Annotated in this window: 13 protein-coding genes and 1 pseudogene; 9 read left to right on the forward strand and 5 right to left on the reverse strand. The window is 73.3% G+C overall.

Features of this window, described 5'->3' with window-relative positions; all coding sequences use genetic code 11:
- Positions 1–9: 9 nt before the first annotated feature.
- A complete protein-coding gene (locus ACWEJX_RS30060) occupies positions 10–387 on the forward strand; it encodes a nuclear transport factor 2 family protein (protein WP_451610570.1) in 378 nt (125 codons plus the stop codon).
- Positions 388–433: 46 nt separating this feature from the next.
- Here the strand turns inward: ACWEJX_RS30060 and ACWEJX_RS30065 are convergent, their stop codons facing one another.
- Positions 434–1,027, reverse strand: coding sequence for a TetR/AcrR family transcriptional regulator (locus ACWEJX_RS30065; RefSeq protein WP_451610571.1), 594 nt, complete (start codon positions 1,025–1,027; stop codon positions 434–436).
- An 85-nt stretch (positions 1,028–1,112) separates the two neighbouring features.
- Here ACWEJX_RS30065 and ACWEJX_RS30070 point away from each other — a divergent pair, with 85 nt between their 5' ends.
- From ACWEJX_RS30070 to ACWEJX_RS30085, 4 genes are all read left to right on the forward strand, one after another.
- The gene (locus ACWEJX_RS30070; protein WP_451610572.1) at positions 1,113–1,463 is read left to right on the forward strand and encodes a hypothetical protein; all 351 of its coding nucleotides are present in this window, start codon (positions 1,113–1,115) and stop codon (positions 1,461–1,463) included.
- Between the two features lie 185 nt (positions 1,464–1,648).
- Positions 1,649–2,143: a DUF3237 domain-containing protein gene (locus tag ACWEJX_RS30075; protein ID WP_451610573.1), complete on the forward strand. Its 495-nt coding sequence runs from the start codon at positions 1,649–1,651 to the stop codon at positions 2,141–2,143.
- A gap of 366 nt (positions 2,144–2,509) precedes the next feature.
- A complete protein-coding gene (rsgA, locus tag ACWEJX_RS30080; protein ID WP_451610574.1) occupies positions 2,510–3,628 on the forward strand; it encodes a ribosome small subunit-dependent GTPase A in 1,119 nt (372 codons plus the stop codon).
- Positions 3,629–3,744: 116 nt separating this feature from the next.
- Positions 3,745–5,154, forward strand: coding sequence for an AlkA N-terminal domain-containing protein (locus tag ACWEJX_RS30085; protein ID WP_451610575.1), 1,410 nt, complete (start codon positions 3,745–3,747; stop codon positions 5,152–5,154).
- A gap of 19 nt (positions 5,155–5,173) precedes the next feature.
- Here ACWEJX_RS30085 and ACWEJX_RS30090 read toward each other — a convergent pair whose 3' ends face one another.
- From ACWEJX_RS30090 to ACWEJX_RS30100, 3 genes are all read right to left on the reverse strand, one after another.
- On the reverse strand, positions 5,174–5,656 hold the full coding sequence (locus ACWEJX_RS30090) for a DUF456 domain-containing protein (RefSeq protein WP_451610576.1): 483 nt from the start codon (positions 5,654–5,656) through the stop codon (positions 5,174–5,176).
- A 73-nt stretch (positions 5,657–5,729) separates the two neighbouring features.
- A complete protein-coding gene (locus ACWEJX_RS30095; protein WP_451610577.1) occupies positions 5,730–6,167 on the reverse strand; it encodes a hypothetical protein in 438 nt (145 codons plus the stop codon).
- An 89-nt stretch (positions 6,168–6,256) separates the two neighbouring features.
- A complete protein-coding gene (locus ACWEJX_RS30100; protein WP_451610578.1) occupies positions 6,257–7,243 on the reverse strand; it encodes a helix-turn-helix domain-containing protein in 987 nt (328 codons plus the stop codon).
- Between the two features lie 234 nt (positions 7,244–7,477).
- Between ACWEJX_RS30100 and ACWEJX_RS30105 the strand changes: the two genes are divergently transcribed.
- The 4 genes from ACWEJX_RS30105 (at position 7,478) to ACWEJX_RS30120 (ending at position 15,065) form a co-directional block, all read left to right on the forward strand.
- On the forward strand, positions 7,478–11,269 hold the full coding sequence (locus tag ACWEJX_RS30105; RefSeq protein WP_451610579.1) for a S8 family peptidase: 3,792 nt from the start codon (positions 7,478–7,480) through the stop codon (positions 11,267–11,269).
- Positions 11,270–11,407: 138 nt separating this feature from the next.
- Positions 11,408–12,787, forward strand: coding sequence for a protein phosphatase 2C domain-containing protein (locus ACWEJX_RS30110; protein WP_451610580.1), 1,380 nt, complete (start codon positions 11,408–11,410; stop codon positions 12,785–12,787).
- Positions 12,788–12,843: 56 nt separating this feature from the next.
- On the forward strand, positions 12,844–14,586 hold the full coding sequence (locus tag ACWEJX_RS30115) for a pyruvate dehydrogenase (RefSeq protein WP_451610581.1): 1,743 nt from the start codon (positions 12,844–12,846) through the stop codon (positions 14,584–14,586).
- Between the two features lie 170 nt (positions 14,587–14,756).
- Positions 14,757–15,065 (forward strand): ATP-binding protein, encoded by a 309-nt coding sequence (locus ACWEJX_RS30120; protein ID WP_451610582.1) that lies wholly within the window; start codon positions 14,757–14,759, stop codon positions 15,063–15,065.
- A 42-nt stretch (positions 15,066–15,107) separates the two neighbouring features.
- Here the strand turns inward: ACWEJX_RS30120 and ACWEJX_RS30125 are convergent.
- A pseudogene (locus ACWEJX_RS30125) lies at positions 15,108–15,376 on the reverse strand (DUF2637 domain-containing protein); the annotation flags it as partial.

A 15,376-nucleotide genomic window follows, 5' to 3' on the forward strand; every position in this document is an offset into this window, starting at 1 on the left:
AGCATCCACATGACCAGCGAGAAGAACACCGCCCTCGTCACCGACTTCATGGAGACCGTCTGGAACCAGGGCCGCACCGAAACCGCCTCGAACTACGTCGCCGCCGGCCTCCTCCAGCACAACCCCAACCTCCCCGACGGCCTCGACGCCCTCACCGGCCTGATCGACATGCTGCGGGGCCAGATGCCGCAGCTGCGCTTCGACATCCGCCGCACCGCCGCCGACGGCGACCTCGTCTTCGTCCACAGCCACTTCACCCCGGCCCCGAGCGAGACGGGCCAAGCCGTCGTCGACATCTTCCGCGTCGAGGACGGCCTGATCGTCGAGCACTGGGACGTCCACCAGGAGATCCCCGCCACCACCGCCAGTGGCCGGCCCACCGTCTGACACCCGGCCCCCGCCCCGCGCGTCACGGAAAAACCTGTGAAACGGTCTACTCGGCCCGGACGGACGCCCAGATCCGGTCCGACAGAATCCGCGCCGCCTGGTTGAGGTCGATGTCCTCGGGGGTGGCGAGCCAGCGGTGGGCGGCCACCGCGACCGGGCCGACGACCAGGACCTCCAAGAGCGGATCGGGGAGGGGGGCGATCTCGCCCGAGTCGAGCCAGCGCCGCAGGTGGTCGGCGACCCGGGGGAAGTGGTCCGGTTCGACGCCGCGGGCCCGGTCGGCGTCGACGGCCAGATAGCTGGAGTACGCCGAGCCGTGCAGGTAGCGGGCCACGGCCGGGTTCTCCTGGATGAAGCGCAGATACGTCGTCACGAACGCCCGGGTGCCGGTACGGGCGGTCCGGGCCCGGTCGACGGCGGCGAGCGCCGCCGTGTACGTCTGCCCCAGACAGTGCCCGTACAGAGCCGCCGCCAGGCCGTCGAAGCTGCCGAAGTGGTGGTACAGGCTGCCCAGGCTGACCCCGCTCGCCTTCGTCACCGCGTTGACGGTGAACCCGGCCTGCCCCGACGTGACGAACACCTCCAGTGCCGCGGTCAGGAGGCGTTCGACGGTGGCCTCGCCACGGGACTGCTTTGCCATGGAGGGAGTATAGGCACATCGAGAACTGAAATATTTTTCTAGAAAAAATCTCCACAACGACGGGCCGCCGGACCATACTGCGACCATGGATGATCTGTTGATGAAGCTTGTCTCCGCCGCCCTCACCGGTGGGCTGATCGCCCTGGCCGGATACGCCGGAGCCGCGCGCCGCCGCCGTCAGGCCGCTCGCGCGCAAGCCACCCCGACCTCCTCCGAGGACCCCGCCCAGGCGCTGCTGCGGCACGCCGAGGAAGCCGACCGCGACCGGGACGAACTGGCCGCACAGGGCCGGCTCGCCGAAGCGCTTGACCGAGCCCGGGAGTCGGTCGACCACTGGACCGCCCTCACCCAGGCCCGCGTCGGCCGGTTCCAGGCTGAGCGGCAGACCGCGCTGCGCCGTCTCGAGGAGCTGCGCAGCCGCGCCGGTTCGGCCTGAGCGCGGAGGGACTCCCCGGGGCGTCGCGAAGCCGTCCCGTCGGCGTGAGTGGTCACGCCGGCGGACGGCTTCCCCATGTTCGGGCAGGGGGAGCAGTGCTATGTCAACACCGTTGACTGGTCTGGGCATGGCTTGTCTACGATCTGCCACACCGCCACGCCAGCCCCGCAGCCTTACGGAGTGCCGTGATCGCCCCAGAGCCGCAGACCGTCGCCGGGCCGGGTTTCACCCCCGCCCTCGACTTCGCCTTCGAGGTCCGTGCCTTCCTCGCGCCTTCCCTGCACATCGGGCACGGTGCCGGCGAAGTCACCGAGTACGTCCCCATCACCGGCGGCACTGTCGATGGCCCCCGTCTGCGCGGCACCGTCCTGGCCGGCGGCGGCGACTGGTGCGACAGACGCGGCGGGGTCTACCAGCTCGATGCCCGATACCTCCTTCAAGCCGATGACGGCTCGGTCATCGACATCACCAACCGCGGTTACTACCACGAGGACGACCCCACGGCCCCCGCGCAGTACGACGGCGCCCTGCAGGTGTCCGAGGCAGGTGTGTACTACCGAACCTCCCCCGTCTTCCGCACCGACGCCCCCGCCCATCTCTGGCTCGCCCGCACCGTCTTCATCGGCCTCGCCCGCGGCGACGACTCCGAAGTCGCCATCCGCTTCTACTCCGTGGTCTGACCGCCGTCGCGACAAGCCGCACAGGAAAGCCTCCCGGGCACGTCCAGCTCGTGCAGGACACTGCGCGACCCCGGCGTAAGGCCGGTTCGTCTGCTGCGGAGTGCCGGTGGGCGCGGCTTCCGGTTTTAATCGGTGGTGCCATGCCCCGGGACGGGGTTAGGGTGCTGATCATCCGTTCCCAGAAGGGACGTTGTCGGTTCGTCGAGCAAGAAGCAGGAGGTGAGGACAGTGATGACGGTCACGGTGACGGGCTCTGCCCGCATTCAGGAGTTCATCGTTCCCACCCCTGTGGTCTCCGGCTGACACCCACTCGACTTCCGCGCGCTCGGAGCGCGCCGCCGGGGCCACCTCTGTGAAGGGTCCCCCTTGTCTTTCTTCTCCACCGACGCTTTCTCCTCCTCTTCCGCTTCCGCTCTCGCCCCGTACGGCTGGGACGACGCCTGGGCGGCCGAGTTCGCCCCGTACGCGGCGCAGGGCCTGCTGCCCGGCCGGGTCGTCCGGGTCGACCGCGGCCAGTGCGACCTGGTCACGCCCGAGGGGCTCGTGCGCGCCGACACGGCGTTCGTCACCCCGCACGACCCGCTGCGGGTGATCTGCACGGGCGACTGGGCGGCCGTCGACCCCGACGGCGTCGGCGACCCCCGTTACGTACGGGCGTATCTGCCCCGTCGTACGGCGTTCGCCCGCTCCACCTCGTCCAAGCGGTCCGAGGGCCAGATCCTCGCCGCGAACGTCGACCACGCGATCATCGTGGTGTCGCTCGCCGTCGAGCTCGACCTCGGCCGGATCGAGCGCTTCCTCGCGCTCGCCTGGGAGTCCGGCGCGCAGCCGCTCGTCGTGCTGAGCAAGGCGGACCTGGTCCCCGACCCGGTCGGCCTCTCCTACCTCGTCGAGGACGTCGAGACGGTCGCCCCCGGCGTCCAGGTCCTCCCCGTCTCCTCGCACACCGGCGAAGGACTCGACGTCCTGCAGGCGGTCGCCGGCGGCGGCACCAGCGTGCTGCTCGGCGTGTCCGGCGCGGGCAAGTCCACGCTCGCCAACACGCTGCTCGGTACGGACGTGATGGACGTCCAGGCCGCGCGCGACATCGACGGCAAGGGCCGCCACACCACGACGACCCGCAACCTCCTCGCCCTCCCCGGCGGCGGTGTCCTCATCGACACCCCCGGCCTGCGCGGCGTCGGACTGTGGGACGCCGAGGCGGGCGTCGGCCAGGTCTTTGCCGAGATCGAGGACCTCGCCGCCGAGTGCCGCTTCCACGACTGCGCCCACGAATCCGAACCGGGCTGCGCCGTCACCGCGGCGATCGCCGACGGCACCCTGCCGGAACGCCGCCTCGACAGCTACCGCAAGCTGATCCGCGAGAACCGCCGCCTCGTCGCCAAGACCGACGCCCGCGTCCGCGCCGAGATGCTCAAGAACTGGAAGCGCATGGGTGCGCAGGGCCGCGCGGCGATGGAGGCGAAGCGCGGGCGCCTGCGGTAGCCCCACGCCCCCCGCCCCACGCCCCCGGGCCCGTCCTTCCCGTCCTCCCCGTCGTCCCGCTCCTCGCCGTCCGAAAACCGCCAGTCGGTGTCCGTCCCCTCCCGCAGACTGGAGGCATGACGGACATGGCGACGGCAGCGACGGCAGGCGGGGCGGCGGGCGGGGGGCTCGACGAGGAGACCCGGTACCAGGCGGTCAGCAGCAGGGACGCACGGTTCGACGGGGTGTTCTTCTTCGGGGTGGCGACCACCGGGATCTACTGCCGGCCCAGCTGCCCCGCCGTCACGCCCAAGCGGCGCAACGTCAGCTTCTACCCGACCGCGGCCGCCGCCCAGGCGCACGGCTTCCGGGCCTGCCGGAGGTGCCGGCCGGACGCCGTGCCCGGGTCGGCCGAGTGGAACGTGCGGGCCGACGTGGTGGGGCGGGCCATGCGGATGATCGGCGACGGGGTCGTGGACCGGGAGGGCGTGCCGGGGCTCGCCGGGCGGCTCGGGTACAGCGCCCGGCAGGTGCAGCGGCAGCTCACCGCCGAGCTGGGCGCCGGGCCCGTCGCCCTCGCCCGCGCCCAGCGGGCGCACACCGCGCGGCTGCTGCTGCAGACGACCGGCCTGCCGGTGACGGAAGTGGCCTTCGCGGCCGGATTCGCCAGCATCCGCCAATTCAACGACACCATCCGCGCCGTCTACGCCCGCACCCCCACCGCGCTGCGCGCCGAGTCCGGCACCGGCACCGCCGCCGGAACCCGCACCGCGCTCGCCGCCGGCGTCCCGCTGCGGCTCGCGCACCGGGGCCCGTACGCGGCCGCCGAGGTCTTCGACCTGCTGGCCGCCGAGGCGCTGCCGGGCGTCGAGGAGGTCGCCGGACCGCCCGGCGCCCGTACCTACCGGCGCACGCTCCGCCTCCCGTACGGCACGGGCATCGTCTCCGTCGACGAGAAATCGCCGGGCGGCTGGCTGGAGGCCCGGATCCACCTCACCGAGCTGCGCGACCTCACCACCGCCGTGCAGCGCCTGCGCCGCCTGCTCGACCTGGACGCCGACCCGTACGCCGTCGCCGAACGTCTCGGCGCCGACCCGGCCCTCGCCGCCGAGGTCGCCGCCCGGCCCGGCGTGCGGTCGCCGGGCACCGCCGAGCCGGAGGAGTTCGCGTTGCGGACGGTGGCCGGCCCGGACGAGGCCGCGCGGCTCGTCGAGCGCCACGGCACGCCCTTGGAGACCCCTTGCGGCACGCTCACCCACCTCTTCCCCGCACCCGCCGCCCTGACCGCCCACCCGGCCGCCGGCCCGCTCGCCGGCGTCCTCGCCGACGGCACCGTCCGCCTCGACCCGGGCGCCGACCGGGACGCCTCCGCCGCGGCCCTCGCCGCCGTCCCCGGCGTCGGCCCCGAGGCCGTCGCCGCGATCCGCACCCGCGCCCTCGGCGACCCGGACGTGCCCGCGCCCGGCCTCCCGGACCACCCGGAATGGCGCCCCTGGCGCTCGTACGCGGCCCGCTACCTGGCTCGTCGCCGGTCCCCGCAGCCCTGACGTCAGGGGCCCGGCTTCCTCAGGCCCAGATCTCCGCCCCCACCCACGCCCCCACGATCAGCAGGCACGCGAACAGCTCCACGAGCACGCTCGTCCCCGCCGCCCGCATCACCGTGCGCGTCGCCGCCCGGGCCTGGCCGTGGCCGCCGAGGCGGAGCCGTTCGCAGAGGTAGACGCCGCCGACGAAACCGGGGATCGCGCCGAGCACGGGGATCAGCAGAAAGCCGAGGAAGGCGCCGATGCCCGCGTACGCCACCATCCGGCGGGTGATGCCGACGCCCCGGAAGCGGCGGGGCGGCAGCTGCCAGACGATCGCCTGGGTGAGCAGCAGCAGGCCGGTGGCGGAGACCAGGAGGATCCAGGCCAGGCCGGTCCGCTCGTGCAGCGACCACCACAGCATCGCGGCCCACACCAGCCACGTTCCCGGCACGCCGGGCGTCAGCACCCCGAACAGGCCGAGCAGCATCACCATGCCGATCAGCAGCTGCTGCCACACACCCATCTGCCCAGCGTGCCGGAGCCTGCGCGTTCCCGCAGGTCAAGCGGTACGCAAGGAGTACGCGTGGAGTACGGGGTCAGTCGGCGGTCGGGGGCAGGGCCGCCACGACCTGGTTGCGGGCCTTGCGCTCGACCAGCGGGAAGATCAGCTTCAGGGAGGACGCGCTGTACGGCGAGGACAGCACGAACGACGAGTTCACGAAGCGTTCCTTGACCGCCGAGCGGAACAGGCCCGCGCGCTGGATCGTCATCGTGTGCCGCACCGGCTTCGCGAACACCGGATCCGCCTCGAAGATGACGATCCGGCGGTCGGTCAGCACCAGGTACATCGGCGTCGGCACCGGGATCACCGTCACCGACCCGCCGCTCGCGATCGCCGAGGCTATGCCGAAGGCCGCGGTCCGCCCGGCCGACACCGTGCTCAGGTTCACGACGGTCGTCACCTCCACCAGCTCCCCGGGCTCCAGCATCGGGGTCACGGCGGTCAGCAGGGCGCGGCGGCGCCTTCCGTTCATAGGGGTGCTCTCCTGGGAGTGAACCGGAATCAGGCCGTCACCTTACGGCCACGCCCGTCCGCCCCTACCGCCGGGCCGCCCGTCCGCCCCTACCGCCGGGCCACCCACCCCTTCTCGTACGCGTGCCAGCCCAGTTGCAGCCGGGTCGTCACGCCCGTCATCTCCATCAGCCCCTTCACCCGCCGCTGTACGGTCCGCAGCCCCAGGTCCAGCTGCTTCGCCACGCTCGCGTCCGTCATCCCGGCGAGCAGCAGCGAGAGGATCTCCAGGTCCGTCGGGTCCGGGCCCGGCACCTCGTCCTCCGTGACCTGCGCGCCCGCGCCGAGCCGCAGCGGCAGCGCGTCGCGCCACACCGACTCGAACAGGCCCATCAGGGATTCCAGCAGGCCGCTGGCGTGCACGACGAGCGCGGCCGGTTCGGCGCCGCGGCCGGTGAGCGGGACCATCGCGAGGGAGCGGTCCGCCACGACCAGCTTGGTCGGCACGCGGTCGACCACCCGGATCTGCTCGTGCCGGCCGAGCGCCGTCGACAGTTCCAGGAGGCCGGTCGGCAGGCTGAGCACCTCGCGCTCGATCACCACCCGGTAGCGCACGCCGCGCTCGACGGCCAGCGCCTCCGCGTCGTTGTCCATGCCGGACACGGCGATCGGCTTGCCGGTGACCAGGGCGCACACCTCGTCGACGGCGCCCAGCTGCAGCTGGAGGAAGCGGTGGGTGACCGCGCTCGCGCCGGTCACCACCTCGACCAGGTCGTGCACGGCCGGCTCGGTGGCCGCCTCGGCCCGGTACTCCTGCGCGAGCAGGCTCGCCGCCAGCTCCGCCTGCTCCAGCTCGTGCCGCTGCTGGGTGAGCAGCGCGCCGAGCGCCACCCCGGGCGGTGCCGCGACCCAGCGTCCGGTGCGCGCCGAGGACTGGGCGGCCAGGCCCTGCGACTCCAGGCGGCGCAGCGTCCGCTCGGTGTCGCCCTCCGGCAGGGCCAGCCGATGGGCCAGGTCGGAGACCTCGGCCGCGCCCAGCGCGACCAGCGCGCGGTAGGCGGACTCCTGCCGTTCGTCGAGACCTATCGCTCCCAGCATGTCCCTGCTCCCACCCCTCGCGCGGACGCCCCCGGACGACCCGGACATCCCGGGGCGGCCGCGGACGCGTTCGTTCCGTCGGTGCCTGGCGGGAATCGGCCACGGCGCATTCCCGCCTCGCCCATCCTGCCTGCACCACCCTCACCTCTGCCAATGTGGCGCCACCGCAGCACCAACAGCCTCCGGACATGAGCGCCTTGTGCCTGCATGCCCGGACAAAGGAGGGGGAAAGCGATGCGTCCGATTTCGCGCACGGCCCTGGGGGCGGCAAGCGCCGCCGTCCTGGCCGTCACCGCGGTCGCCGCGTCCGCGGCCGCGGCGCCGCAGGACGATCCGGCGACCGGAAAGCGACCCCTGGTCGGGAGCGCGGCGGCAGCGGCCGCACGGGGACAGGAGCGGACCGCCACGGTCACCCTGGTGACCGGCGACCGGATCCTGGTCACCCGCGACGCCGACGGCGACCCGGCCGCCACCGCGCTGCCCCGCGAGGACGGCACCGTGCCGTTCACCCAGACCCGCCGCTCCGGCCAGGACCTCTACGTCTATCCCGAGGGCGCCACCGCCGCCCTCGCCGCCGGCCGGGTCGACGAGGAGCTGTTCAACGTCACCGGACTCGTCCGCCAGGGGTACGACGACGCCGGCTCCGCGACCCTGCCGCTGATCGCCGTCTACGACGACGGCCTCGCGACCGCCCGCGCCGTGCCGCCCGCCCCGCGCGGCGCCACCCGCGGCCAGGTGCTCGCCACCGTCCACGGGGTGGCCCTCAAGGCCGACAAGAAGCAGGCCGCCACCTTCTGGGCCGACATCACCGCGCCCGCCGCCCGCGCCGGGAGTCCGGCGTCGACCGGCCTCAGGAAGCTGTGGCTCGACCGCAAGGTCCAGGCCACCCTGGAGCGCTCGACCGCCCAGGTGCACGCCCCCGAGGCATGGGCGGCGGGCTACGACGGCACCGGCACCAGGGTCGCCGTCCTCGACACCGGCGCCGACGCCGACCACCCGGACCTCAGGGGCCGGATCGTCGCGGCGAGGAACTTCACCGACTCCGACACCACCGACGACCGCCAGGGCCACGGCACCCACACCCTCTCCACCGTCGGCGGCACCGGCGCCGCGAGCGGCGGCAAGAAGCGGGGCGTGGCCCCCGGCGCCGCCCTGCTCGCCGGGAAGGTGCTCAACGACTCCGGATCCGGCGCCACCTCGTGGATCATCGCCGGCATGGAGTGGGCCGTCGCCCAAGGCGCCGACGTCGTCTCCATGAGCCTCGGCAACCCCTCCGAGACCGACTGCACCGACCCGATGGCCGTCGCCGCCGAACGACTCGCCCAGAACAAGGGCACGCTGTTCGTCATCGCCGCCGGCAACTCGGGCCCCGGTGACAACACCGTCTCCTCGCCCGGCTGCGCGCCCGGCGTGCTCACCGTCGGCGCCGTCGACCGCGACGACTCCACCGCGTACTTCTCCAGCCGCGGCCCCGCGCACAACGAGGCCCACACCCTCAAGCCGGAGATCGCCGCGCCCGGCGTCGGCATCTCCGCCGCCGCGGCCGGCGGCCGGGGCGTCTACGCCTACCGGTCGATGTCCGGCACCTCGATGGCCACCCCGCACGTCGCCGGCGCGGCCGCGATCGTCAAGCAGCGCCACCCCGACTGGACCGCCCAGCAGATCAAGGCCGCGCTCGTCTCCTCCGCCGACAGCGGCGTCCCCGGCGACGCCCGCGAGGTCGGTGGCGGCCGCCTCGACGTCAAGGCGGCCGTCGACCAGACCGTGCTCGGCGCCCCCGCCGTCCAGGGCGGCACGCACCACTGGCCGCAGGTTCCCGCCGACCGCACCACCGTCACCGTCCCCTACACCAACACCGGCACCGCGCCCGTCACCCTCGACCTCGCCGTCGAGAAGGTCACCGGCAACGACGGCACGGCCGTGCGCACCCCGGTCGCCCGCCTCGGACAGCGCACCGTCACCGTCCCGGCCGGCGCCACCGCCGAGGTCCCGCTGAAGCTCGACCCGGCCGCCCACCTGGAGCGCGCCCAGTACGGCGACGTCACCGGCCGCGTGGTCGCGACCGGCGCCGGCGGCGTGCACGTCTCCACCCCGTTCGCGCTCTACGTCGAGCCCGAAACCGTCACCCTGCGCGTCAAACTGATCGACCGTCAGGGCGAGCCGGCCGCCGGCGCCTCCTCCCTCGACGTCATCGGCACCGACGACGCCTCCGGCGAACGCCGCTTCAACGAGGGCGCCGCCGACCAGGTCTACCGGCTGCGCGCCGGCCGCTACTTCCTCTCCTCCTTCGTCACCACGCCCGACGCGGGCGAGGGCGCCACGCTCAACGACTCGGTCAGCTACCTGGCCCGGCCGCAGCTGGAGCTGAGGAAGGACACCACCGTCGTCCTGGATGCCCGCGAGGCCCACCGGCTCTCCGTGCGGACCGAGCGGCCGTCCGAACTCCGCGGCGCCACCCTGGCGTTCGCCCGCGCCTGGGACGACACCTGGCTGCACGCCGGCACCGCGGCAGGACCACGTACCATCCGCGGCTACTACGCCTCCGTCGAGGGCCGCGCCACCGACGGCACCTTCGAGTTCGGCAGCTACTGGCGCGCCGCCGCCCCGCAGATCACCTCGCTCGCCACCACCGACGGCCTGGCCCTGCACCCGCTGACCGCCTCCACCGGCTCCGACAACCTCGACGGCACCGGCTCCGCCCGGCTCGTCGACGCGGGCACCGGGAGCGCCGCGGAACTCGCCGCCGCGCAGGTCAAGGGCCGGATCGCGCTCGTCCGGCTGCCCGACGACAGCACCGCCGCGGCCACCCTCGCCCGCAACGCCAAGACGGCCGGCGCACTCGCCGTCGTCACGTACCACCAGGCCCCCGGCCGCTGGTACCCGAGCGGCGGCTTCACCGGCCTCGGCCTGCCCGTCGTCTCCGTCCCCGCCGACGAGGCGACCCGACTCCTCGGCAAGCTGGCCGCGGGCGAGGTCACGCTCGCCTGGCAGGCCACGGCGAAGAGCCCGTACGTCTACAACCTGGCCTTCCCCGAGGCCCGTTCGATCCGCGACGAGAAGACCTACCGCGTCGAGGACGGCGAACTCGGCCGTAGCGACGCCCGCTACGGCTCGGCCGGCATCGCCACCGACTTCGTCCAGTTCCCGGCCGCCTACCGCCCGGACGGCACCGCCGTCTCCTTCGGCTCCCTGGAGACCGTCCCGGCACCCGGCACCCGCGCCGAGTACTACACGCCCGGCGACACCGCCTGGCAGCAACTGACCGGCAGCAGCTTCCCGTTCGGTGAGCTGATGGTGGGCGGCCGGCACGCCTGGACGGCCGGCGAGCGGCGCACCGAGAACTGGTACGACGGCGTCATCGCGCCCACCGCCCCGCGCGACGCGGCCGGTGAGCCCGTCCTCGTCGCCGAGCGCCAGGGCAACCTCATCGGCTTCGCCGACGCCATGTGGGGCGACGCCACCCACCACGCCGAGCCCGGCTCCTTCGGCGACATCGGCAACCTGCGCCTCAGCAAGGACGGCCAGGAGATCGGCGCCACCGGCTGGCCGTTCGGCGTCTTCGAGGTGCCGGCCGACCCCGGCACGTACACCCTCGAACAGAACACGATGAAGATCGGCAGCCGGGTCTGGGCCCGCTCCGTCTCCGTCCAGTCTGTCTGGAAATTCACCTCGAAGCTCGATGAGAACGTCTATTCTCAGTCCATCCCGATCCTGTTCCCCCGGTACGACCTTCCGGAGGACGGACTCAAGACCCTGGCCGCCACCGACGGCCAGCGCATCGGTCTCAGCGTGACCGGTCACGCGGGCTACCAGGCACCCGCTCTCACCTCCGCCAGGCTTTCGTACTCCTATGACGGGGGCACGACCTGGACCGAGGCCCCGGTCACCCACCAGGGCGACAGCTGGACCGCGACCGTGAACCACGCGGGCGCGAGCGGCCGCCAGGTCACCCTGAAATCCGAACTGACGGACGCCGAGGGCAACTCCGTCACCCAGACCGTGGTCCGCGCTTACGACGTGCGCTGACCACGCCGGTCCGCCGGACGGTCCTCCCGTGGGGGGTGGGGCCGTCCGGCGGACCATTTCCCCGCACGCCACTCTTTTGCCGTAACGCTTTTCCTGGTGTCCCGTTTTCTGACGCCCCGTGCGGTGGACAATAAGGGCATGACTCAGCAGGGGGACACCAACTGGTGGGACAAGCTGTACGACGAGGCCGCGCCGGACACCGCGCCCGCGCCGACCGCCGACAGCCTCGACGAGCGGTACGACTCCGCCGCGGCGACCACGACGCCGACCAGGCACGAGGCCCCGCCGGCCGCACCCGCCGAGCCGGCCGTTCCCGGCCCGCCGGCCGCACCCGCCGAGCCGGCCGTACCCGTCGCACCCGTCGCACCCGTCGAGCCGGCCGTACCCGCCGCACCCGTCGCACCCGTCGAGCCGGCCGTACCCGCCGAGCCGGCCGTGCCCGTCGAGGCACCGACCGTGCAGGTCCAGCTCCCCGCGCCCCGGCCCCGCACCGGACATGTCGGCAGCCGCCCGCCCACGTACGAGCCCGAGCCCACGGCCCTGCCCGCGGCGCGCCCCGGCGAGCTCGACGACCTCGTCGCCGACACCGTCCTCGACGGCGCCCGCTACGGCGCCTACACCCTGCGCGCCGCCTCCGTCCGCGGCGACTCCGCCCGCTTCCGCGGCGAACCGCGGCGCGACGCCCTGCTCACCGCCCGCTTCGGCCAGGACGAGGCCGCGCTCGTGCTCGTCGCCATCGCCGCCGGCCGGCGTTCCGCCCCGCACACCCACCTGGCCGCCGCCGACGTCTGCCGCTGGATCGGCGAGGCCGTCGGCCGCAGCCACGCCCGGCTCTCCGAGGACATCCGCTCCGGCCGCCGCGGCGACCTCAAGTCCGGGCTGCACCGGCTCACCGACCGCACCTACGGCAAGCTGCGCGCCCGCGCCGGCGAACGCGGCCTCGACCCCGACTCGTACACGGCCGGACTGCGCTGTCTGCTGCTCTCCGCCGACCCCGACTGCCGCACCCGGGTCTTCTTCGGCGTCGGCCCCGGCGGACTCTTCCGGCTCCGCGACGGCTCCTGGCAGGACATCGAGCCGCTCCTCCCCGAGCCGTCGGCGATCGTCGGCGCCCCGGTCGTCGGCTTCGGCTCGGCGCCGGGAACACCGCCGGGCGCACCCCCCGGCGCGCCGCCGGGCGCGGACGAGGAAGCCGAGGCCGGTGCGGACGGCGAGCGGCTCACCATGAAGCTTGCCGTCACCGAGCCCCCCGGCCGCCCGTTCGTCGAGGACCCCGTGCCCCCGCCCGCCGAGCCCTTCCGCTTCCGCGCCTCCGTCGCCCGTCCCGGCGACACCCTGCTGCTCGCGTCGAACGGCCTCGCCGAGCCGATGCGCGGCGAACCGGCCCTCGCCCACGAGCTCGCAGCCCGCTGGGCCGGCGCCGAACCGCCCGGCCTCGCCGCCTTCCTCGCCGACACCCAACTGCGCGTCACCGGTTACGCCGACGACCGTACGGGAGTGGCCGTCTGGGAGTCCTGACAACGTGAGGCGTAACCCCGCAGGCGCGACCCCGGCGCCCGTGGGTTGATGGACGCATGGCCAAACAGAATGTCGCAGAACAGTTCGTCGACATCCTCGCCCGAGCCGGCGTCCAGCGCCTCTACGGCGTCGTCGGCGACAGCCTGAACCCGGTCGTCGACGCGATCCGCCGCAACTCCGCCATCGACTGGGTCCAGGTGCGGCACGAGGAGGTCGCCGCCTTCGCCGCCGGCGCCGAGGCCCAGCTCACCGGCAGGCTCGCCGCCTGCGCCGGCTCCTGCGGCCCGGGCAACCTCCACCTGATCAACGGCCTGTACGACGCCCACCGCTCCATGGCCCCGGTGCTCGCCCTCGCCTCGCACATCCCGTCCGGCGAGATCGGCCTCGGCTACTTCCAGGAGACCCACCCCGACCAGCTGTTCCACGAGTGCAGCCACTACAGCGAGCTGATCTCCAACCCGCGCCAGATGCCCCGGCTGCTGCAGACCGCGATCCAGCACGCCGTCGGCCGGGGCGGCGTCAGCGTGGTCTCGCTGCCCGGCGACATCGCCGACCAGCCCGCTCCCGAGAAGACCGTCGAGACCGCGCTCGTCACCTCCCGGCCCACCGTCCGGCCCGGCGACGCCGAGATCGACGACCTGGTGCGGATGATCGACGCCGCCGAACGGGTGACGCTGTTCTGCGGCAGCGGTACGGCCGGGGCGCACGCCGAGGTCATGCAGTTCGCCGAGCGGGTCAAGTCGCCCGTCGGACACGCCCTGCGCGGCAAGGAATGGATCCAGTACGACAACCCGTTCGACGTCGGCATGAGCGGGCTGCTCGGCTACGGCGCCGCCTACGAGGCCACCCACGAGTGCGATCTGCTGATCCTGCTCGGCACCGACTTCCCGTACAACGCCTTCCTGCCGGACGACGTGAAGATCGTCCAGGTCGACGTGCGGCCGGAGCGGCTCGGCCGGCGCTCCAGGCTCGACCTCGCGGTGTGGGGCGACGTCCGCGAGACCCTGCGCTGTGTGATCCCGCGCGTGCGGGCCAAGACCGACCGGCGCTTCCTCGACAAGATGCTGAAGAAGCACGCCGACGCCCTGGAGGGCGTGGTCAAGGCGTACACCCGGAAGGTCGAGAAGCACGTCCCCATCCACCCCGAGTACGTGGCCGCCGTGCTCGACGAACTCGCCGACGGCGACGCCGTCTTCACCGTCGACACGGGGATGTGCAACGTCTGGGCCGCCCGCTACATCACCCCCAACGGGCGCCGCCGGATCATCGGCTCCTTCAGCCACGGCTCCATGGCCAACGCCCTGCCGCAGGCCATCGGCGCGCAGTTCCTCGACCGCGGCCGACAGGTCGTCTCGATGTCCGGCGACGGCGGATTCAGCATGCTCATGGGCGACTTCCTCACCCTCGTCCAGTACGACCTGCCCGTGAAGGTGGTGCTTTTCAACAACTCCTCGCTCGGCATGGTGGAGTTGGAGATGCTGGTGGCCGGACTCCCCTCGTACGGAACGGCCAACAAGAACCCGGACTTCGCCGCCATCGCCCGGGCGGCGGGCGCCTACGGAGTCCGGGTCGAGAAGCCCAAGCACCTGGCGGGCGCGCTCAAGGACGCCTTCAAGCACAAGGGCCCGGCGCTCGTCGACGTCGTCACCGACCCCAACGCCCTGTCCATCCCGCCGAAGATCAGCGCCGAGATGGTCACCGGCTTCGCGCTCTCCGCCAGCAAGATCGTGCTCGACGGGGGAGTGGGCCGGATGCTCCAGATGGCCCGATCCAATCTGCGCAACGTGCCCCGCCCCTGAATGCGTGCGTTCCGGTGGGGCATGCATCCCCGTGAGCCTGTTCGATCCGACGACGGGGTGGGGGGTTACCGGGTATGGCAGGGGAGGCGAAGCAGCCGACTCAACTGCTCAGAAAGGTGGGAGGCGCCGATCTCACCGCGGTGCCGGAGGTACGGCACGCGTTACGCGCGATGCTGGGAAGCTGGGGCGGGCCGGGGGCCACCGACGTCGCCGAGCTCCTCACCAGCGAACTCGTGACCAACGCGCTCGTCCACACCGAGCAGGGGGCGATCGTCACCGCCACCGTCGATCCCGAGCAACTACGGGTCGAGGTGCGGGACTTCGTGCCGGACCTGAAGCAGCCGACCGTGCCGCCCGCCGACGACGGCACGCACGGCCGCGGACTGGTCCTGGTCCAGGCGCTCGCCGACTCCTGGGGTGTGGACCGGAACGGCGCGGGCAAGGTGGTCTGGTTCGAACTGAACGGCGGGGCCGCCTGAGGAAGTTCCTCGGGCGGCCCCGCCGTGCGCGGTCTGCGCGGGTCAGCCGAACTGCTGCTCCATCTCCGCGAGCTTGCGCTCCAGGGAGTCGAGCCGGGGCAGCGTCTGGGTGTCGTCCTCGGCGGTGAGGTCCACGGTCCGGGGCCCGGCCGCGAGGGGCTCATCGCTCTTCACGGCTTGCAGGGAGGGCCGGTTTCGAAGCGGCAGCTGTCCGGGGTCGGATATGGCGGGCTCCTCATGGCGGCGAGGGAGACGGCGACGGTCAGGGCGGAGAAGAGCACGGTCCGCCCGGCGGTGCGCAGCGTGGTGGC

The sequence above is a fragment of the Streptomyces sp. NPDC004788 genome (genome assembly GCF_053601115.1).

Bases quoted from the DNA above. Each gene is read 5' to 3' on its own strand.
- ACWEJX_RS30060 (WP_451610570.1), top strand. From the start codon at position 10: ATGACCAGCGAGAAGAACACCGCCCTCGTCACCGACTTCATGGAGACC.
- ACWEJX_RS30065 (WP_451610571.1), bottom strand. From the start codon at position 1,027: ATGGCAAAGCAGTCCCGTGGCGAGGCCACCGTCGAACGCCTCCTGACC.
- ACWEJX_RS30070 (WP_451610572.1), top strand. From the start codon at position 1,113: ATGGATGATCTGTTGATGAAGCTTGTCTCCGCCGCCCTCACCGGTGGG.
- ACWEJX_RS30085 (WP_451610575.1), top strand. From the start codon at position 3,745: ATGACGGACATGGCGACGGCAGCGACGGCAGGCGGGGCGGCGGGCGGG.
- ACWEJX_RS30090 (WP_451610576.1), bottom strand. From the start codon at position 5,656: ATGGGTGTGTGGCAGCAGCTGCTGATCGGCATGGTGATGCTGCTCGGC.
- ACWEJX_RS30095 (WP_451610577.1), bottom strand. From the start codon at position 6,167: ATGAACGGAAGGCGCCGCCGCGCCCTGCTGACCGCCGTGACCCCGATG.
- ACWEJX_RS30100 (WP_451610578.1), bottom strand. From the start codon at position 7,243: ATGCTGGGAGCGATAGGTCTCGACGAACGGCAGGAGTCCGCCTACCGC.
- ACWEJX_RS30105 (WP_451610579.1), top strand. From the start codon at position 7,478: ATGCGTCCGATTTCGCGCACGGCCCTGGGGGCGGCAAGCGCCGCCGTC.
- ACWEJX_RS30110 (WP_451610580.1), top strand. From the start codon at position 11,408: ATGACTCAGCAGGGGGACACCAACTGGTGGGACAAGCTGTACGACGAG.
- ACWEJX_RS30115 (WP_451610581.1), top strand. From the start codon at position 12,844: ATGGCCAAACAGAATGTCGCAGAACAGTTCGTCGACATCCTCGCCCGA.
- ACWEJX_RS30120 (WP_451610582.1), top strand. From the start codon at position 14,757: ATGCTGGGAAGCTGGGGCGGGCCGGGGGCCACCGACGTCGCCGAGCTC.